The organism is Streptomyces sp. NBC_01235 (genome assembly GCF_035989285.1).
Lineage (GTDB): Bacteria > Actinomycetota > Actinomycetes > Streptomycetales > Streptomycetaceae > Streptomyces.
Map to the genome: position 1 here is coordinate 9,872,137 of NZ_CP108513.1, position 18,958 is coordinate 9,891,094.

Sequence of the window (18,958 nt, forward strand, 5' to 3'; positions counted from 1 at the left end):
CCGTCAGTCGACAGCCCCAAGACGTGAGTTGCGTGCCGCCACCAGTTCCAGCACCGTGCGCCAGTCCTCCAGCACCCCGGCGTCGAACCCGGCGACCCGGCCGTCCTCGTCGGCCTGGCGCAGGCTGAGCAGGTCGTCGTCGGCGGGCGTGTCGAACCAGGGGTGCAGGCCGACGAGACGGGAGACGCGGGCGCCGAGCAGTGGCCGTACGGCGTCGGCGGCGCGCTCCGACCGGCCGGTGGCGTCGGTGGGGCACAGGAGGTGGCCGATGGGGTGGACCAGCCCGGTGAGCTGGAGTTCCTTGTCGGCGGGGCGACTTCGGCGCAGCAGTGCGGCCGTCTGCAGCGCGTGATCGTGCAGGTCGACGCCGGGCACACCGCGGTCCGGGGTGCCCCGCACGCCCCGGCAGGCGTACAGCAGGTCCATCAGCTCCTCGACGCCGCGCAGCTCCATGCGTCTGTCCTTCCGCGAGACAGCCGTTGCCGGACGTCAGCAGATCATGGCCGGCTTGCGACCGGACGAACGGCACTTGAACTGCACGGCTGTCGCCCGGACGGGTGAATTAAAAAGGTGCATCAGGGCGCAAAAGGGTTCAATTCACCTACGAGGATCTGAGGGTGACTCGCCATGGTTACCCAAAATTTTCAGCCCTATCGAGCGGACCCCCGCTCATTTGGTTACTCTGTAGTCGACGGACAGCAGGACGGAGTGCCACCCACACCCGCCCCCACGGTCCGTCATGGGACAAGCCGCTTCACAACGGCCTGCTCTCCGCAGGAGTTGCCGGCGCCACCGCGTCCTTGACAGACCTGAGCCAGATCCGAGGGAGCGTCAGGTGCCGGACCGCAGACTGGTCGGCACGCCCCGAGGGTGATCCGACATATAAGGAGTGCGCGGTGACACCGGAGAAGACGAATCGCGAGCAACGCCCCAAGGAACGCACGGAGCGGGCCGGCCGCCGGCCCGGCGAGATCGGCAGCCTCGACGTGTGGGCCCGCTCCGCCCCGATCCGCCTCGCGGGCTACGAGGACGACCTCGCCGAGCCCCACATCCTGCCCAGCGTGGACTGACCGGCTCGCGATCACCCACGGCATGGGCGTGCGCCCGGCACGCCCATGCCGAGCCTGTGTCGTCTCCAGGCAGCCGCCTCGTCGCTCAGTCGAGCAGAGCCGTCCGCCGCCAGGGCCGCAGGCTCTCCAACTGTTCGGCCAGCCGCAGCAGTTCGCCCTCTGCCCCCGGCCGGCCCACCAGCTGCACCGCCGTGGGAGCGCCCGACGGCAGCGTGCCGAAGGGGACCGCCATCGCGGGCCAGCCGGTCAGGTTCCACGGCGGGGTCAGCGGCGAGTAGTTCGTGTTCACCAGGACATTGCGCAGCCAGCTCCGCTCGTGCCACGGCGCCGCCTTCGGCGACCGTCGCGCGAGCGCCGGTGTGAGCAGCACGTCGTACTCCGCGAAGAACGGCTCGAGGCGTCGGCGCAGGCCCTCCCGCGCCGAGCCGTCGCGCACCCCGTTCACGAAGCGCCGGCCGACGGCCGCGTGCACCCGGGTGCGCCGGGTCAGCAGCCGCGGGTCGAGGGGCGAGGCGTCCACGGCCGTGCCCGCCGTCCAGTGCGCGAGCGAGGTGACGCCCAGCGACAGCGGGTACGGCGGCTCGGCCCGCTCCACATGATGCCCCGCCCGGACCAGCACCCCGGCCGCCTCCCGGGCGGCGCCCGTGTACGGCCCGCTCACCGAGACCCCGGCCAGCGGGCTGCGCACGGAGACGGCGATCTTCAGCGCGCCGCGCTCCTCGGCCCCCGCGACGTCGGTGCCGGCCAGGATCGACAGCATCAGCCGCGCGTCCTCGACCGTCGTCGCCAGCGGACCGTTCTCCGACATCCCGAACCAGTCGCCGTCCCCGATCCCGGCCGGGACGACGCCGTGGCCCGGCTTGACGGTCACCAGGCCGCAGTTGGCCGCCGGGATGCGCAAGGACCCCATGCCGTCGTTGCCCAGCGCGATCGGCACCATCCCGGCGGCGACCGCGGCCGCGCTGCCGCCGGACGAACCGCCGGCCGTACGGGAGGTGTCCCACGGGTTGCGGGCGGTGCCGTGGACGCCCTCCGTGGTGCCGAAGACGCACAGCTCGGGCACGTTCGTCAGTCCCACGACCACCGCACCGGCCGCCCGCAGCCGGGCCACCGTGACATGGTCGGCGCCGGCCGGGGTGTCCGGTGTCGCGGCCGAGCCGACGCGGGTGGACTCGCCCCGCACGGCCAGGTTGTCCTTGACCGCCACCGGGACCCCGGCCAGCGGCAGTCCGGCCAGGTCGCCGCGGGCGGCCACCTCGTCCGCCTCGGCGAGCGCCGCCTGCGCCCGCACCGTACGGAACGCCCCGATCCGGCCGTCCAGCCGCTCGATCCGCGCGAGATGCTCCGCCACCACCTCGCGCGGCGTGACCTGCTTCTCCCGCACGGCGGCGGCGATCTCGACGGCGGTCCGGCCGACCCAGCTGGTCACAGGCAGCTCCCTCGGTGTGCGTGCACTACTCGTGAGTACGTCACGTAGGGAGAACTGTGCCTCGCCCGCAGCGCCGCGTCGAGGGGTGCCCGTACGCCACGCGGGCCCCGACCGCCCAGGGCCCGGTCAGGTGCCCACCTGCGCCCTCAGCCACTCCTCCACCTCGCCCACGTGGGCGGCGGCCGCCGCCCGGGCGGCCTCCGGGTCGCGGGCGGCCAGGGCGCGGTGGATCGCCGCGTGTTCGCGGCGCGTACGGGTGAACGCGCCCTCCTCCTGGTAGCCGCGCCAGACACGGGCGCGGAACGTGCGCGAGGACAGGCCCTCCAGGATCGCCGCCATCGTCTCGTTGCCGGCGGCCGTCGCGATCGCGCGGTGGAAGGCGAGATCGTGGGCGAGGATCTCCTCCGGGTCGTCGGTGGCGTTCATCGCCGCCACATGCCCCTCCACGACGGCCAGTTGCTCCTCGGTGATGCGGGCGGCGGCCAGTGCCGTCGCCGTCGACTCCAGGACGCGGCGCACCTCCAGCAGCTCGACCAGACGCGGCCCGCGCGAGAGGTCGGCCACCACCCCGAACGTCTCCAGCAGGTCGCCGGCCTTCAACGCGGTGACGTAGATGCCGGAACCGTGCCGCGCCTCCAGCACACCGAGGACCGTGAGCGCGCGGATCGCCTCACGCATCGAACTGCGGGAGATGCCGAGCTGCGCCGCGAGGTCCCGCTCGGTCGGCAGCCGCTGACCCGGCTCCAGCAGACCGTCGGCGATCATCGCCTTGATCCGCTCGATGGCGCGCTGCGTCACCGTGCCCCTGGGGGCGGGGGCGCTGGACGGGGTGTCTTCCACAGGGCCTCTCCTGTCGCTGGTGCGCCGCAGTCTAGCCATGGAGGTGGTCGGACCACTTGGGGCAAAAATGCGCCGAATCTCCGGCCGAAGGGTGTTGTCGCAGCGAAGTGGTCTGATAAATATGCGTCAACCGCCGGCTCGCACACCAGACGAACCGCACACCACACGAACCGCCCGCGAGACGAGGAGAGCCGGCCGATGGCGCCCCCGCCCACCACCCGCGTCATCGCGGTCGACACCCACGACGTCCGCTTCCCCGCCTCGCGCGAGCTCGACGGCTCCGACGCGATGAACCCGGACCCCGTCTACTCGGCCGCCTATGTCGTCCTGCGCACCGACGCGCCCGACGGCCACGAGGGCCACGGCCTCACCTTCGCCATCGGCCGGGGCAACGAGGTGCAGGTCGCCGCGATCGACGCACTGCGCGAGCACGTCCACAACCGTGTCCTGTTCAAGCAACTGCTCCAGGCCGGCTCCCTCGACGTCCTCCAGCTCGACGCGGCCCGCGTCGGCGGCGTCAACGAGAACCTCGCCATTCTGCTGCCGGCGGCCGGGTTCGGCGTCCCGGTGTGCCCGCACGCGGGCGGTGTCGGCCTGTGCGAGCTCGTCCAGCACCTGTCGATGTTCGACTACGGTCGCCCTCACCGGCACCACCGAGGACCGCGTCATCGAGTACGTCGACCATCTGCACGACCACTTCCTCGATCCGGTGGTGATCCGCGAAGGTCACTGCACGGCACCCACCGCGCCCGGTTTCTCGGCGGCCATGCGGCCCGAGTCGATCGCGCGGTACACGTATCCCGGCGGCGGCTTCTGGGCCGCCGACCTCAAGAGCCGGAAGGAGAAGGCGGCGTGAGCGACTTCGAAGGGCTGACGGCCCTGGTGACGGGGGGTGCCTCCGGCATCGGCCGGGCGACCGCACAGCTCCTGGCCGAGCGCGGCGCCCGGGTCGCCGTCCTCGACCTGGACGCGTCGGGCGTGGACGAACCCCTCCTCGGCTACCGGGCCGACGTCGGCGACGACGCCTCGGTGCGGGAGGCGGTCGCGGCCGCCGTCACCGACCTCGGGGGGCTGGACGTCCTGGTCAACAACGCGGGCATCGGCGCCCAGGGCACCGTGGAGGACAACGACGACGCCGAATGGCACCGCGTCCTCGACGTCAACGTCGTCGGCATGGTCCGCACGGCCCGCGCCGCCCTGCCCCACCTGAGGCGCTCCTCCCACGCGGCGATCGTCAACACCTGCTCCATCGCCGCGACCGCGGGCCTGCCGCAGCGTGCCCTGTACAGCGCGACCAAGGGCGCGGTGTACTCGCTGACCCTCGCCATGGCCGCCGACCACGTCCGCGAGGGCATCCGCGTCAACTGCGTCAACCCCGGTACCGCGGACACCCCGTGGGTCGGCCGGCTGCTCGACGCGGCCGACGACCCGGCCGCCGAGCGCGCCGCCCTGGAGGCCCGCCAGCCCACCGGCCGCCTGGTCAGCGCGGCCGAAGTCGCTGGCGCCATCGCCTACTTGGCGAGCCCCCTGTCCGGCGCGACGACCGGCACCGCCCTCGCCGTCGACGGCGGCATGCAGGGCCTGAGGCTGCGCCCGGCGGGCCCCCGGTGACCGCCCTCGGCCGCAGTGGCGTCGAGGTCACCGCCCTCGGCCTCGGTGCCGCACCCCTCGCCAACCTCTACACCGAGGTCACCGACGAGCAGGCGTACGACACCGTGACCGCCGCCTGGCGGCGGGGCGTGCGCTACTTCGACACCGCGCCGCACTACGGGCTCGGTCTGTCCGAGCGGCGCCTGGGCGCTGCCCTTCGCGAGCACCCGCGCACCGCGTACACGGTCTCCACGAAGGTGGGCCGCCGTCTGGAACCCGTGCACCCGCCGTGCGGCGACGACCTGGCCAACGGCTTCGCGGTGCCCGCCACGCATCGCCGGGTGTGGGACTTCAGCGCCGACGGCGTACGCCGCTCCCTGGAGGCCTCCCTCGAACGGCTCGGCCTCGACCACGTCGACGTCGTGTTCCTGCACGACCCCGACGACCATGCCGAACAGGCTTTCCGGGAGGGCTTTCCCGCCCTGGAGAAGCTGCGCTCGGAGGGGGTGGTGGGCGCGATCGGCGCCGGTATGAACCAGGCCGAGATGCTCACCCGGTTCGTCCGCGAAACCGACGTGGACGTGGTGCTCTGCGCGGGCCGCTACACCCTGCTCGACCAGCGCGCCCGCACCGAACTGCTGCCCGCGGCCGTCGAACGGGGCGTCTCGGTGATCATCGGCGGCGCCTTCAACTCGGGTCTGCTGGCAGACCCGAGGGCCGGTGCGACGTACAACTACGCCCAGGCGCCGGTTGAGTTGCTGGAGACCGCCCTGCGCATGAAGGCGGTCGCCGACCGGCACGGCGTCACTCTGCGGGCCGCCGCGCTGGCCTTCTGCGCCGCCCATCCGGCGGTCGCGAGCGTCCTGGTCGGTGCCCGCTCGGCGGCCGAGGCCGACGACTGCGCCGAGCAGTTCGCCACCGCCGTCCCCGACGCCCTCTGGGAAGAGCTCAGGGACACCGGACTACTGCCTGCGGAGGAGCTGTCATGAGGGTCGCCCTGCACACCAAGGTCCGCGCCGACCGGATCGACGCCTACGAGGCCGCACACCGCGAGGTGCCGAAGGAGCTGACGGACGCCATCCGAGCCGCCGGCACCACCTCCTGGACGATCTGGCGCAGCGGCACGGACCTGTTCCACGTCCTGGAGTGCGAGGACTACGCCCGCCTCCTCGCCGAGCTGGAGAAACTGCCGGTCAACATGGTGTGGCAGGCGCGGATGGCCGAGCTGCTGGACGTGGTGCACGACTACTCCGACGAGGGAGCCGGCGCGGGCCTGCCGGTCGTCTGGGAGTTGCCATGACCGGAGGGGAGTTGCCATGACCGTCGACGCCCACCACCACGTCTGGGACCTGTCCGTACGGGACCAGGACTGGATCGACGAAGGCAGCCCGCTCCGGCGGGACTTCGCCGTCGAGGATCTCGTGCCGCAGGCCCGCGCGGCCGGGATCGACCGTACCGTCCTGGTCCAGACGGTCACCGTGGCCGAGGAGACCCCCGAGTTCCTCGCCCTCGCGGCCGGGCACGAGCTGATCGCGGGCGTCGTCGGCTGGACCGACCTCACCCGCCCGGATGTGGCCGAGGAACTGGCCCGGCTGCGGGAACTCCCCGGCGGCCGGTACCTCAAGGGGATCCGGCACCAGGTCCAGGGCGAGCCGGACCCGGAGTGGCTGCTGCGGGCGGACGTACGGCGGGGTCTGGCCGCCGTCGCCGACGCGGGGCTGGTCCACGACCTGGTGGTGCTGCCCCACCAGCTCCCGGCCTGCACCAAGGCGGCCGCCTCCCTGCCCGAACTCACCTTCGTCCTCGACCACTTGGGCAAGCCGCCCATCGCCTCCGGCGCGCTGGAGCCCTGGGCCTGCGACATCAGGACCCTCGCCGCCCTGCCCAACACGGTCTGCAAACTCTCCGGCATGGTCACCGAGGCCGATCCCGTGTCCTGGAGCATCGACGACCTGCGCCCGTACGCGCACACGGTACTGGAGGCCTTCGGCCCCGCCCGGCTGATGTTCGGCTCGGACTGGCCGGTGTGCACGCCCACCGCGTCGTACGGCGAAGTCCTCGACCTCGCACGGCAGTTGACCGACCCGTGCGACCACGACCAGATCTTCGAGACCACCGCCGTCCGCGTCTACGACCTCTGAGCCGCCCTCGCCAGCCGCGTCGGCGGCAGGTACTCCCGCACGTACGTCCGCTCCCAGCACGCGCCCGTCTCCCGCAGCTCACGCCAGGTCGTGTAGCGGTAGCGGAAGAGGCGGGCGCGGATGTGGCGCGGAGGCTCGTCGGGCGGGAAGGGGGAGCGGCGCAGCAGTTTCAGGGTGTCGCGGTCGTTCTCCAGCAGCCGTTCCACCAGGGCGCCGAACCAGGGCCCGGCGTACGCGGGGGAGAGCGCGGCGAACCACATCAGCCAGTCCAGACGCAGATGGTACGGGGCGAACTGGCGCGGCCAGTGCCGGGGATCGCCAGGCTTGCCCTTGAACTCGTACTCCCGCCAGTCGGACTCCTCGCGCGGCACGTCGTCGAGCGTGCCCTCGACGACCACCTCGTAACGGATCCGGCTCACACTGCCGAAGGCGCCGTAGGTGTTGACCAGGTGCAGCGGGTCGAAGGAGCGGTTCATCACCTGGCGGCGGGAGAGCATGTTGACCACCGGGTGGTAGCTGAGGAACAGCAGGAGCGCGGCCGCGGCGAGGACCACGATCTCGAACCAGAGCGGCGCGGCGGCGGCCGGTCGGTGGTCGGAGGGGAGCCCGAGGGCGGGCACGGCCAGGACGATGGCGATCCAGTTCAGCCAGGAGAAGTTGCCCGACAGCACCAGCCACAGCTGGGTCAGGATCATCAGGGACGCGGCCCCCGTCGCGACCGGCTGCGGGGCGAACAGCGCAAACGGCACGACGAGTTGGGTGAAGTGGTTCGCGGCCACCTCGACGCGGTGCAGCGGCTTGGGCAGGTGGTGGAAGAACCAGCTCAGCGGGCCCGGCATCGGCTGGGTCTCGTGGTGGTGGTAGAGGCAGGTCAGCTTCCGCCAGCAGGGGTCGCCGCGCATCTTGATCAGGCCCGCGCCGAACTCGACGCGGAACAGGATCCAGCGCACCAGGAAGAGCACGAGGATCGGCGGGTCCACCTCGTCGTTGCCGAGGAACACGGCGAGGAAGCCGGTCTCCAGCAGCAGGGACTCCCAGCCGAACGAGTACCACGTCTGGCCGACGTTCACGATCGACAGGTACAGCGCCCACGGCACCAGCCACAGCACCATCCCGGCCCAGAGCGGCAGTCGGCCGTCCAGCCCCGCCAGCAGCGCCGCCGACACCGCGCAGCCCGTCCAGGCGACGGCTGCGAAGAGGCGGTCGGAGTAGCGCAGCTGGAACAGGCTCGGGGCCGTCCGGAACGGCACCCGCTCGACGAAGCGGGGGATCGGCAGCATCCCGCGCTCCCCCAGCAGCGCCCGGAACTGCCACGCCGCCGTCAGGAACGCGACCAGGTACACGCCGGCCAGGGCCCGCTGGAAGACCAGCCGGCTCAGCCAGTACTCGGGTGCGGTGAACCAGTCCACGACCGTGCGCTCCTCTTCTCCATTCTGACCTCGTCACCATGCGTGTTCCCCTGCTTCCGTTTGCGTGACGAGGGTGGGTGGAGCAGACAATAGTGGTCGTGCGACTACCCACTGCCGGTCTCGTCACCGCCTGCGCGCTCGCCGCGGCGCTTCTCGTCGCCGGCCACGGCGGCGAGGCGGGGAAGGATCCGGCGCCGGACTCGGAGGTCATCGCGCCGGCGGTCGAGGGGCGCGTCCTCTTGACCGACCGCCTCGACGACCCTTTCGCCGACACCTTCGACGCCGCAGGTTCGGACGCCGGGCCCGACCCCGGCCCCCACGCCGCGCGCGACCGTGGCGTCGAACCCGACGCCCCCGGTCTCCCCGTCGTCCTCGAACCCGACCAAGCCGTTGAAGTCGACCCCGGCGCCATCGGCCCCGAGACCGTCCCGGAGGTCCCCGATCCGCCCGACGGCGGCGGGCTGATCCCCGACGGGCCCGACGAGTCCGACATCCTCCCCGGCTGAAGGCCCCCGGTCGAAGAATCGGGCAAATCCTGGCAAGGTGGCCCCATGGTTGATCGGGGAGCGAGCGCCCTGTCACTCCCGGACGACTGGCCCGCCCACCCGGATCCGATCCTGGCGCTCAACCGCATGGGCAGCTTCGACTGGGACCTGGACTCCGGGCAGTTCCACATGGACGCCCGGGCTCACGAGATCTTCGACCTGCGACCCGACGAGTACGACGGCAACCCTGCCTCCCTCGCCGTCCGGGTCCCGCCGGCCGAGGGCACCCGGCTGGACGAGCTGGTCTCCCAGGCCATCAAGGACGGCAGCGAGAACTACGGCGCCTACTTTCGTATGCGGCTGCGCGACGGCACTCTGCGCTGGACCCACACGCAGGGCTGCATCCGGCGCGACGACATCGGCCGCCCGCGCCGCATCGTCGGCATCGTGCGCGACGCGACCGACGAGCTGAGCGACCTCGCCGCCCGCCGTGACGAGGCCGCCCTCGACGACGCGCGCCGCGAGCAGACCAACGTCGTCCAGCTCACGACGGCGGCCCTGGCGCACGCCCGCACCGTGCAGGACGTCATCGACGTCCTCAAGGACACCCACGGCCTCACCCACCTCGGCGCGACCAGCCTCGTCATGGGCCTGGTCGAGGCCGGGCGGATCCGGCTGATCGCCGAGGGGCCGGAGGGCAGTTTCGTGCCCGGCACGCTGGTCACCCGGATCGACGAGCCGTACCCGATGAGCGAGGTCGTGCGCACCCTCACGCCCCGCTTCATCGAGTCACCGGAGGAGTTCGCGGGCGGCTATCCCGTGCTGTGGCCGCACCTGACCGACCTGAAGATCACCTCGGCGGCCTATCTGCCGCTCATCGTGCAGGCCCGCCCGATCGGCGCGATGGGCCTGCTCTACAGCGACCGCCGCGGCTTCACCACGGAGGAGCGCAACATACTCGTCGCGCTCGGCAGCAGCATCGCGCAGAGCCTGCAACGCGCCATGTTCTACGAGCAGGAGAAGGACATCGCCCAGGGCCTCCAGCAGGCCATGCTGCCGCGCACCATCCCCAGCGTGCCCGGCGCCGACGTCGCCGTCCGCTACCGTGCCGCCACCATCGGCGGCTCCCTGGGCCGGGACATCGGTGGCGACTGGTACGACCTGATCCCGCTGCCCGGGGGCCGGGTCGGCGCCGTGATCGGCGACGTCCAGGGTCACGACACGCACGCCGCCGCCGTCATGGGCCAGCTGCGCATCGTTCTGAGGGCCTACGCGGCCGAGGGCCACACCCCGGCCACCGTGATGGCACGGGCCTCCGTCTTCCTGCACGAGCTCGACACCGACCGCTTCGCCACCTGCCTGTACGCGGAGGCCGACCTCTCCACCGGGGTCGTGCAGGTGGTCCGCGCCGGGCACATCGACCCCCTTCTGCGTTCCCCCGACGGGACCTGCCGGCGCATCTCCGTGCCCGGCGGCCTGCCGCTCGGCCTGTCCGCCGAGTTCGGCAGCCTGCAGTACCCCGTCGGCACCGTCGAGCTCGACCCCGGCCACACCCTGTTGCTGTGCACCGACGGTCTCGTCGAGAAGCCCGGCGCCGACGTCGACGACGGCATGCGGGCCCTCGCCGCCATGGTCGCCGCGGGCCCCGCGGACGTACGGAAGCTCGCCGACCAGCTCATCGAGGTCGCCGAGGAGCAGGGCGGGGACGACGACGTCGCCCTGCTCCTGCTGCGCCGGCGCGGCCCGGACAGCCCGCAGGCAGGGAGCCGGCTTCAGCAGCACGTGGCGCCCGGCGACCCGGAGGCCCTCACCGAGGCCCGGCACATGATCCGCGCCGCCGTCCGTGCCTGGGGCGCCCGGGACCGCTCCGACGAGATCGAGCTGGTCGCCGACGAGGTGATCACCAACGCCCTCATGCACACCGAGGGCTCCGCGATCGTCACCCTGCGGGCGCTCACCGGCGGCGAACGCCGGCTGCGCGTCGAGGTCGAGGACTCCTCCAGCGCCCTCCCGCGCCGCCGCGAGGCCGGCGAGTCGGGTGTCTCGGGGCGGGGCCTGCTGCTGGTGGACCTGCTCACCGACGCGTGGGGCGTGGAGGCGCGGGGCGGCGGCAAGTGCGTGTGGTGCGAGTTCGTCGTACGCGAGGACCGCAGACGCGAGGACCGCAGACGGAGGACGTGACGTGAGGACGTGACGTGAGGACCGGTGACCCCTCGTGGCACTCTGGACGTATGCCGGAACTCCCCGAGGTGGAAGCGCTCAAGGACTTCCTGGCCGAACATCTCGTCGGCCACGAGATCGTGCGCGTGCTGCCCGTCGCGATCAGCGTGCTGAAGACGTACGACCCGCCCGTCACCGCCGTGGAGGGACAGGAAGTCACCGCCGTGCGCCGGCACGGCAAGTTCCTCGACCTGACGACCGGCGACGGACTGCACCTCGTCACGCACCTCGCCCGCGCGGGCTGGCTGCACTGGAAGGACCGTCTTCCCGACGGCCCGCCGCGCCCCGGCAGGGGCCCCCTCGCCCTGCGGGTCGCCCTGGAGACAGGAGAGGGCTTCGACCTCACCGAGGCCGGCACCCAGAAGCGGCTCGCGGTGTACGTCGTCCGAGACCCGCAGCAGGTCCCCGGCGTCGCCCGGCTGGGCCCCGACCCGCTCGCCGCCGACTTCGACGAGCCCCGCTTCGCCGCACTCCTCGCCGGCGAGCGCCGCCGACTCAAGGGCGCCCTGCGCGACCAGAGCCTGATCGCGGGCGTCGGCAACGCCTACAGCGACGAGATCCTGCACGCGGCGAGGATGTCCCCCTTCAAGCTCGCGGCGTCCCTGACGCCCGAGCAGACCCACACCCTCTACGAGGCCCTGCGCACGACGCTCACCGAGGCGGTCGAGCGCTCGCGGGGTGTGGCGGCGGGGCGCCTCAAGGCCGAGAAGAAGAGCGGCCTGCGCGTCCACGGCCGCACCGGCGAATCCTGCCCGGTGTGCGGCGACACCGTCCGCGAGGTCTCCTTCAGCGACTCCTCGCTCCAGTACTGCCCGACCTGCCAGACCGGCGGCAAGCCGCTGGCGGACCGCCGGATGTCCCGGCTGCTGAAGTAGGTCACCAGTGGGCGCTGCCCACGAGGTACGTCACCCACACGAGAACGGCCAGGACCAGGGACGGCACGGCCAGGCCCTTCGCCCATGAGAGGACGGACCTCGTGCTGTGCGACGCCGACTTCGGGTAGCGGTCCGGCCGCCCGTCCAGATCGTGCCGGGCCAGCGCGCTCAGGACGAGTGCGACGGGGGCGGCGATCAGGGCGATGGTGAGCGGCACGAGCGCGCCGAGATCGTGGACGTACCACTCGATCTGACCCGAGCGCCCGTCGTCGAGCCGCATGTCCACGGCGTCCGCCGCTTTCCGAACGACCAGGACGACCGTGACGACCGCCGTGACGGCGAGGGCGAGGGCGACGCCGGCGAGGGCGGGGGCCCGGTGGGGCCTGGGCGGAGGCGAGGGCGGACGGCGCGTGGTGACTGTCTCCTGCGTGCGCGTCACGGATGACTGCGGGTCGATGACGGCCGTGTCGGGACCGGTTTCGGGACCGGTTTCCGGCGGTCGTTCCGGGGGGTCGGGGCAGACGGTCGGGGATGCGGGTGTCACCACCGCCTCCACATGGACCTGTGCGTCGTCGGCGACGCCCTTGAGCACGATGTCACCGGACAGGTGCCCCTCGTTGGTCGTGTCCACGCTGACGTTCAGACCGTTCGGGACCGGTTCGACCCGCAGCCACGACTGCGTGGACTGGGCGACACAGTGCCGGGCCAGGGGCGGGCCGCCCAGGGCCACCGACTCCCGCGGGGAGACCGAGCCACGCGTCACCCGACCGAAGTCCAGACGGTCCGGTGAGGGCGTCACGCGGATCTCGCGCAGCGCGCTGCGCGCCTGCTCGGCGACCTGATGGATGTCGGCGCGCGCGATCTCCTCGAGGTCCTGGCGCGCCCCTTCGGCCACGGGCAGGTAATCGTCCTGAAGCCGGGACCGCAGCTCCAGGACGGCCCCCTGCCGGGTGATGACGTTGTCGCTGTGGATGCCGGCCAGCAGGGCATCCGGCGAGTCGGCTTTGACGATCTTGATGCGGCCACGCCTGCTGTGCGCCAGATGCAGGTCCCCCTCCATCTCCACGTTCTTCTGGGGTGTCTGGTTCGGGTTTGCGTCCCGAACGCGGTCGAAGACGTAGTCGTACAGCTCGTCGAGTGAGACCTCGCCGTCTCCGTCGCGGTCGGCCTCGCCGGTCTCCAGTCCCCGCACCACCGCGTGCGTGAACACCGACGGCTGCGGAGCGGAGTCGGCGAGGTCGGGTCCCTCGAAGGCGTACTCCATCGAGTTGGACGCCGTGATGACGGCCCTGCCCCGCCCGCCGGGAGGCTTGTCGCCCGCGAATGATTCCAGGACGTGCACCTTCCCGGAGGCGCGTGTGGACGACCCCCGCGAGAAGGCGCCGGCGTAGCAGCAGTCCAGGAACAGAACGGTCCTGCCTGCCCGCGTGTCGGACATGCACCGGCGCACGAAGTGGGAGGGAAGCGCAGTGGCATCCAGCAGTTCATGGTCGGTGTCCCTGGCGGCGAAGTACAGTTCGCCGGACTCGCTCTTGATCCCGTGGCAGGAGAAGTGCACCAGGAGCGTGTCGTCGCGTCTGCGCTTGTTGAAGAAGGTCTGGATACACCGGCGAAGGTCCTGGACGGATTTGTTCTCCATGACGTCGACTTCGAAATCGCCGATTTCGGGATCCCGCAGAACCCCCGCGAGAGCCGCAGCGTCCTGCGCCGGTGCCCGTAGCTTCTTCAGCCCTTGGTCGTCGTAACGGTCATTGGCGATGATCAGCGCATGCCGGGTGGTGGTCATGGCTCATGCCTCGATGGCGGAATGGCGGCCGAGGAACAGGTCGAACGCCTCCGACACCTGTTCCGTCGTCGCTTCGGAGATTTCCAGTTCGTCGTTGTCCAGCTTCAGCCGCAGGGTGGGGCGAGAGCCATGACAGCGTGACCGCCATTCGCGGATGGCGGTCATGACCTGGGACAGCCCGGCGGTCGAGCTGCCCAGGCCGACCAGCAGGGCTCCGATCGTGGCGATCTCCACAACCCGGGCGCCGGGCGGGATCTCTTCCTCGCCGGTGAGGGGCGTGACGTAGTCCACGTCGAGCTGCAGAAGATCCTGGCGCAGCTTTTCGGTCCGCTCCGCGATCGCCTCGGCGTCCGCGTCCTCTTCGGTCAGGAGGATGTGCAGGGTCTTTTCCATCGGTGGCTCCACCTCCGGTGGTTCCACGTCGTCAGTGTCATTTTCTTCCGTCGACCGCGCCGCCGCAAATCACGCACATCGCGCACATCGTGCACACAGCGCACGTCGCGCCGGAATGGTGCGGGATTCAACTTGCGTATTTCCCTGGCGGCTTGTGGGTCCATTCGCAGGGAGAGACGCGGAAATCACCGATCGGGCTTTCGTCGGACATCACGTACGCGCGGTGGCGGCAGGGGCGTGTCGCCGACCTGCCGTCCGCCCGACCGTCCCGGCCGACGACCGCTGCCGCTGCCGCGTGGAGGGGCCATGTCCAGCACAGTCCGCCTGGCCACGTTCGACTGCGAGAACCTGTTCGCGCGTTGGCGCTTCCGGGACGATGTCGAGCGCTTCGGCCGGCAGCCCGCGGACCAGCCCTTCGTCGTCCTCGGGGACATCGGTGGACGCACTGCTTCGGAGGAGGGAGGAGTACCGCCGACTGGACCACCTGCTGCCCTCTGCCTCCTTCGGCGCCCGCATCCCGGATCCGCCCGTGATCCTCCGCAAGGGCATGCCGCTGCGGGCGACGCGCTACAAGGGCGAGCACTTCCCGGGCCTCGGGCAGAACAAGCCCAAGGCGTCGGACCACTGCCCGGTGTACGTCGACATCGAAGTGACCTGAACTCACTTCGGGCCGATGTCAGTGGGCGTCGAGCGTCACCAGGTGCTCGCCGGTCGCCGTGCGCAACTCGTATCGGGCGATCTCGTCGGGGTGCCAGGCCGCGGCGCCCTGCATGGTGTTGGGGCGGGCGTCGTGCTTGGGGACGATCCAGCTGGTGACCGTCTGCTCGGAGCCGTCGAGGCCGATGGCGATCAGGCGGCAGGAGCGGGGGCCGGCCCCGTCCTTGACCTTCAGCTCCACATGGCTGCCCCACGCCTCGTTCGCGGTGGTGACCTGCGCCCACACCCCGGACTTCTCGTCCGTCGCGGTGACCCGCACGGTGTCCTCGGCGCCGCTGCCACCGCCCGCCATCATCGCGATCACCGGACCGGCCAGGGCGATCACCACCGAGGCGGCCACGGCGTACAGCACCCGCCGGCGCACGGCCCGGTGCCGGGCCGCCACCTCGCCGAGCAGCCGGTCCAGCAGCTGCGGGCCGGGCCCGGCGAAGGGGTGCACGGCGCGCGGGGTGGCACGCCGGTAGAGCATCATCTGTCGGGCGGTCGGGCCGAACTCGGTGACCTGCGCCGCGCATTGAGGACACTCCATGAGGTGGTCCTCGAAGCGGAAGGCTTCCGCTTCGTCCAGCACGCCGAGCGCGTACGCGCCGACGTCGCGATGCCTTTCCAGGGACCTCATGCCGAAACCTCGTGCCGTTGAGTGCCAGTGGGGTTACTCCTTGCTCCCATCGGTACGCACCCGACAGGCGAATCACTCAAGCCGCGTACCGAATCGTGACCCAGATGTTCGGAGCGGTCCGGCCCGCGGATTGGTGCGAATCTAAAAAAGATGAATCGCGAGGTGGCCGAGAGGCAGTCCGAGCTGCCAGGCCGGCGTCCAGACCTTGGGTCCGTCCTCCTCGCCCACCGGCGCACCGCCCGGCACCGCGTTGAGGTCGGGAGCCAGCAGCTCCGTCTCCTCCAGCCAGCGCCAGGCCGCGGCCGCCAGTTCGAGGTCCGGGGCCGGACCGTCCAACTCGGCGGCTTCGGCCGTCAATTGGGTCATACGTTCGCCGACCCAGTCCTGCCACGGCTGGTCGTACGCCGTGAGCGAAAGCCAGGTCTCCAACTGGGTGACGACCCGGATGCCGGACAGTTCGCCGTCGGTGTCGGACAGGAAGATGGTCAGCGCCAGGGCGTCGCGCCCGGCGCGGAACTCGAAGGACGTCGGCGGCATCAGATCGCCTGTCCGCAGCAGTTCGTCGGCGATGTACTCGGCGTACAACCAGGCCATGGGGACGGTGAGTTCACCGCCGCCGGTGCCGTCCGTGCTCTGGTGACCTCTGTGCAGCATCCCTTCCTGCCTTCCTCCGGTGCGTGCGCGTCGCCCGTCGCCGGGACTCTGGGGCCCTGTCGCCGGATTCCCGTCGGCCCGGCGGGCGGACGGGAATCCGGCGACAGGACCCCATCCGGAACACGGATAAGGACACCCGATTACTCAAAGGGGGTCCTCGGCAAGGCGCTTTACGGAGGCTTGACCGAGCCGTGGGTTTCAGCGCAGGTCGGCCGCGTATCCCGGAAGCACCCGGCGCAGGGCGCGCAGCGCGTAGTACGCGCGGGACTTCACGGTACCCGGTGGAATTCCGAGGGTTTCGGCGGCCTCCGCCACACTCGCCCCTTGGAAATACACCAGCACCAGGACTTCACGGTGTTCCGGAGTGAGTGTCTTCACAGCCTCGCGCACATCGAGGGCCGCGGCCGCCCGCTCGGCATGGTCGGCGTACACCGGCGCGTTCTCCAGCACCGCGTCCCCGACCTCCGCCGGCCGCGCCTGCCGGGCCCGGCGCGCGTCGATGGCGAGCCGCCGGGCCACGGTGAGCAGCCAGGGCCGTACGGAGTCGAAGGAGTCCGCGCGCAGCGCCTCGGGATGCTGCCAGGCGCGCACCAGGGTCTCCTGGACGAGGTCCTCGGCGCGCTGGCGGTCGCCGTCGGACAGCCTCAGCAGCAGCGCGAAGAGCGGCCGGCCGTGCTCGCGCTGGAGCGCGGCGAGCTCGTGCTCGGCGGTCGTCGGCCCGGTCGCGGTGAGGGTGGTTCCGGCGGTCATGGGCGTATGGCACCGCAGTGCGCCGGTTCGGGACAGTGCATGCACAGGGATCTGCGGCGGACGGTCGATCGCGTCGACGAACGGTTCGACGAACGGTCCGGGCTACGCCGATCGCGGGCATCGGCCCTGGACGAAGGGAGTGCCGGGGCGGTCCGCCGCCTCTCATGGATTACTACTGATGCGTGCGTAAATATGACAATTCCTGTGAAGTGGGGTGACCAGGTGATCGCACGCAGACGCCAGGTGGCCCTGGCCCTGACGGCCGTCCTCGCGTCGGCCGCCGCCTGCCAGGCCCGAGACCACCGGCCGGCCGAGAGGTCCGGACTCCCGGCGCCGTCCGCCGCCCGCGGGTTCACGCTCGTGGCCTCCGGCGACATCCTCCCGCACGCCACCGTCATCGACCGTGCCCGCTTCGACGCCGGCGGCACCGGTTACGACTTCCGCCCGATGTTCGAGGGGATCAAACCCGTCGTCTCCCGCGCCGACCTGGCCCTGTGTCACATGGAGACCGTCTACGGCGCGAACGGCGACTACACCGGCTATCCCGTCTTCAAGTCCCCGCCCGAGATCGCCCCGGCCCTCGCCGCCACCGGTTACGACGGCTGCTCCACCGCCTCCAACCACAGCCTCGACGACGGCGCCGCCGGCGTACAGCGCACCCTCGACGCGCTCGACGGCGCCGGCGTGCGGCACGCGGGCACCGCGCGCACCGAGGCCGAGGCCAACTCGGTGACGCTCCTGCGCGCGGGCGCGGCGCACGTCGCCCACCTCGCCTACACCTACGACACCAACGGCTACCCGGCCCCGCCGGGACAGCCCTGGGCCGTCAACCTCATCGACGAGAACCGGATCGTCGCCGACGCCAGGGCCGCCCGGAAGGCGGGCGCCGACGTGGTCGTCGTCTCCGTGCACTGGGGCACCGAATGGCAGGACGGTCCGGACGACCGCCAGCTCACCCTCGCCCGCACGCTCACCGCCTCCCGCACGGACGGCCGCCCGGACATCGACCTGATCCTGGGCACCCACGCCCACGTCCCCCAGGCCTACGAGAAGGTCAACGGCACCTGGGTCGTCTACGGCATGGGCGACCAGATCGCGGGCGAGATGTTCAACCCGCAGGGCGTCCAGGACCCGCGCGGGAACCAGTCCACCGTCGCCCGCTTCACCTTCGCCCCGCCCGCCCGGCACGGCGGCCGCTGGAAGGTGCGCAAGGCCGAGTTCGTGCCGCAGATGTTCGACATCGACGCCGGACGGGTGGTCGACCTCAACAAGGCCCTCGCCCACGGCGCCGACGTCGAGGGAGTGCGCGACCGGATCAGGGACGTCGTCCTCAGCCGGGGCGCGGCCAAGGACGGGCTGGTGATGGGGGAGTAACGGCCGGTGCCTTCGGGGTGACGGGGGTGCTACGGCACCACCGTCACCGGCCACCGCCCCGCCTTCACCAGCCGGACCGCGACGGATCCCACGATCCGGTGGCCGGCCTGCTCGGAGGCGCCCACCACCACCGCGTCCGCCTTCAGCTGGTCCGCCGCCTTCACCAGGCCGCCGTACGGGTCGCCGGGGAAGGTGTGGAACTCCCAGCGCACGTCGAATATCCCCCGGGTCCGCTCCGTGGCCTCCCTGATCTGCGCGACCAGGTCCTCGGCGATCTCGTCGGTCGCCTCCGCCACCGGCACCCCGAGCGCCGCGCCCGCCGCGAGCACCGGTTGCACGTACACCACGGCGAGCAGCGCGTGCTGGCGCCGGGCCAGACCGGCGGCGTAGGCCGCGGCCCGGAGTGAGGTGTCGGAGCCGTCCACGCCGACGAGGATGACCTTGGGCCCGTCCGTGCCCCGCTCGAACTGGTGCGCTGGCTGTTGCGAGTGCTGTTCCGTCACGGCCCAGAGGCTATCGGAACCCGCAGGTCCGGCCAGGACCCGTCCGGCCGATCATGCCGCAGACGCGGGGTGGGGCACACTCCTCCAGCCTTCGACGGGCGGG

The 18,958-nt window shown here is 71.7% G+C and carries 20 protein-coding genes and 1 pseudogene; 11 read left to right on the forward strand and 10 right to left on the reverse strand.

Annotated elements, in window-relative coordinates; all coding sequences use genetic code 11:
- Positions 1-3 precede the first annotated feature (3 nt).
- On the reverse strand, positions 4-453 hold the full coding sequence (locus tag OG289_RS44325) for a hypothetical protein (RefSeq protein WP_327319672.1): 450 nt from the start codon (positions 451-453) through the stop codon (positions 4-6).
- Positions 454-896: 443 nt separating this feature from the next.
- Here OG289_RS44325 and OG289_RS44330 point away from each other — a divergent pair, with 443 nt between their 5' ends.
- Complete coding sequence (locus OG289_RS44330) at positions 897-1,070, forward strand: hypothetical protein (RefSeq protein ID WP_107082809.1); 174 nt, start codon at positions 897-899, stop codon at positions 1,068-1,070.
- An 85-nt stretch (positions 1,071-1,155) separates the two neighbouring features.
- Here OG289_RS44330 and OG289_RS44335 read toward each other — a convergent pair whose 3' ends face one another.
- Positions 1,156-2,499, reverse strand: coding sequence for an amidase (locus OG289_RS44335; RefSeq protein ID WP_327319673.1), 1,344 nt, complete (start codon positions 2,497-2,499; stop codon positions 1,156-1,158).
- 126 nt (positions 2,500-2,625) lie between these two features.
- Positions 2,626-3,339 (reverse strand): FadR/GntR family transcriptional regulator, encoded by a 714-nt coding sequence (locus OG289_RS44340; protein WP_327319674.1) that lies wholly within the window; start codon positions 3,337-3,339, stop codon positions 2,626-2,628.
- Between the two features lie 417 nt (positions 3,340-3,756).
- Between OG289_RS44340 and OG289_RS44345 the strand changes: the two are divergent.
- The 5 genes and pseudogenes from OG289_RS44345 to OG289_RS44365 form a co-directional block, all read left to right on the forward strand.
- A pseudogene (locus OG289_RS44345) lies at positions 3,757-4,195 on the forward strand (enolase C-terminal domain-like protein); the annotation flags it as partial.
- A complete protein-coding gene (locus tag OG289_RS44350) occupies positions 4,192-4,950 on the forward strand; it encodes an SDR family NAD(P)-dependent oxidoreductase (RefSeq protein ID WP_327319675.1) in 759 nt (252 codons plus the stop codon). The pseudogene OG289_RS44345 and the gene OG289_RS44350, both read left to right, overlap by 4 nt.
- Positions 4,947-5,918, forward strand: coding sequence for an aldo/keto reductase (locus tag OG289_RS44355; protein WP_327319676.1), 972 nt, complete (start codon positions 4,947-4,949; stop codon positions 5,916-5,918). The genes OG289_RS44350 and OG289_RS44355 overlap by 4 nt, the downstream gene beginning before the upstream one ends.
- Positions 5,915-6,229: an L-rhamnose mutarotase gene (locus OG289_RS44360; protein ID WP_327319677.1), complete on the forward strand. Its 315-nt coding sequence runs from the start codon at positions 5,915-5,917 to the stop codon at positions 6,227-6,229. Before OG289_RS44355 ends, OG289_RS44360 begins: the two co-directional genes overlap by 4 nt.
- Before the next feature lie 16 nt (positions 6,230-6,245).
- Positions 6,246-7,070 (forward strand): amidohydrolase family protein, encoded by an 825-nt coding sequence (locus OG289_RS44365; protein WP_327319678.1) that lies wholly within the window; start codon positions 6,246-6,248, stop codon positions 7,068-7,070.
- On the opposite strand, the gene OG289_RS44370 is transcribed toward OG289_RS44365, so the two are convergent.
- Positions 7,058-8,479 (reverse strand): lipase maturation factor family protein, encoded by a 1,422-nt coding sequence (locus tag OG289_RS44370; RefSeq protein WP_327319679.1) that lies wholly within the window; start codon positions 8,477-8,479, stop codon positions 7,058-7,060. The genes OG289_RS44365 and OG289_RS44370 overlap by 13 nt on opposite strands.
- A gap of 98 nt (positions 8,480-8,577) precedes the next feature.
- On the opposite strand from OG289_RS44370, the gene OG289_RS44375 reads away from it, so the two are divergent.
- From OG289_RS44375 to OG289_RS44385, 3 genes are read left to right on the forward strand one after another with little or no spacing between them, the layout of a single operon-like run.
- Positions 8,578-8,985, forward strand: a complete 408-nt coding sequence (locus tag OG289_RS44375; protein WP_327319680.1) for a hypothetical protein — start codon at positions 8,578-8,580, stop codon at positions 8,983-8,985.
- Between the two features lie 45 nt (positions 8,986-9,030).
- Positions 9,031-11,145 carry a SpoIIE family protein phosphatase gene (locus OG289_RS44380; protein WP_327319681.1) on the forward strand — a complete coding sequence of 705 codons (2,115 nt, stop codon included), beginning with the start codon at positions 9,031-9,033 and terminating at the stop codon, positions 11,143-11,145.
- Between the two features lie 50 nt (positions 11,146-11,195).
- Complete coding sequence (locus OG289_RS44385) at positions 11,196-12,059, forward strand: Fpg/Nei family DNA glycosylase (protein ID WP_327319682.1); 864 nt, start codon at positions 11,196-11,198, stop codon at positions 12,057-12,059.
- 1 nt (position 12,060) lies between these two features.
- On the opposite strand, the gene OG289_RS44390 is transcribed toward OG289_RS44385, so the two are convergent.
- Positions 12,061-13,845, reverse strand: a complete 1,785-nt coding sequence (locus OG289_RS44390) for a caspase family protein (protein ID WP_327319683.1) — start codon at positions 13,843-13,845, stop codon at positions 12,061-12,063.
- A 3-nt stretch (positions 13,846-13,848) separates the two neighbouring features.
- Positions 13,849-14,238: a hypothetical protein gene (locus OG289_RS44395; protein WP_327319684.1), complete on the reverse strand. Its 390-nt coding sequence runs from the start codon at positions 14,236-14,238 to the stop codon at positions 13,849-13,851.
- 436 nt (positions 14,239-14,674) lie between these two features.
- On the opposite strand from OG289_RS44395, the gene OG289_RS44400 reads away from it, so the two are divergent.
- On the forward strand, positions 14,675-14,896 hold the full coding sequence (locus OG289_RS44400; RefSeq protein ID WP_327319685.1) for a hypothetical protein: 222 nt from the start codon (positions 14,675-14,677) through the stop codon (positions 14,894-14,896).
- Positions 14,897-14,914: 18 nt separating this feature from the next.
- Here OG289_RS44400 and OG289_RS44405 read toward each other — a convergent pair whose 3' ends face one another.
- The 3 genes from OG289_RS44405 to OG289_RS44415 form a co-directional block, all read right to left on the reverse strand.
- Positions 14,915-15,574 (reverse strand): zf-HC2 domain-containing protein, encoded by a 660-nt coding sequence (locus OG289_RS44405; protein ID WP_327319686.1) that lies wholly within the window; start codon positions 15,572-15,574, stop codon positions 14,915-14,917.
- Between the two features lie 141 nt (positions 15,575-15,715).
- The gene (locus tag OG289_RS44410) at positions 15,716-16,228 is read right to left on the reverse strand and encodes a hypothetical protein (protein WP_327319687.1); all 513 of its coding nucleotides are present in this window, start codon (positions 16,226-16,228) and stop codon (positions 15,716-15,718) included.
- 198 nt (positions 16,229-16,426) lie between these two features.
- Complete coding sequence (locus tag OG289_RS44415) at positions 16,427-16,978, reverse strand: sigma-70 family RNA polymerase sigma factor (protein WP_327319688.1); 552 nt, start codon at positions 16,976-16,978, stop codon at positions 16,427-16,429.
- Positions 16,979-17,200: 222 nt separating this feature from the next.
- Between OG289_RS44415 and OG289_RS44420 the strand changes: the two genes are divergently transcribed.
- Positions 17,201-18,352, forward strand: coding sequence for a CapA family protein (locus OG289_RS44420; protein ID WP_327319689.1), 1,152 nt, complete (start codon positions 17,201-17,203; stop codon positions 18,350-18,352).
- 29 nt (positions 18,353-18,381) lie between these two features.
- Here the strand turns inward: OG289_RS44420 and OG289_RS44425 are convergent, their stop codons facing one another.
- Positions 18,382-18,855 (reverse strand): universal stress protein, encoded by a 474-nt coding sequence (locus tag OG289_RS44425; protein WP_327319690.1) that lies wholly within the window; start codon positions 18,853-18,855, stop codon positions 18,382-18,384.
- Positions 18,856-18,958: the final 103 nt, after the last annotated feature.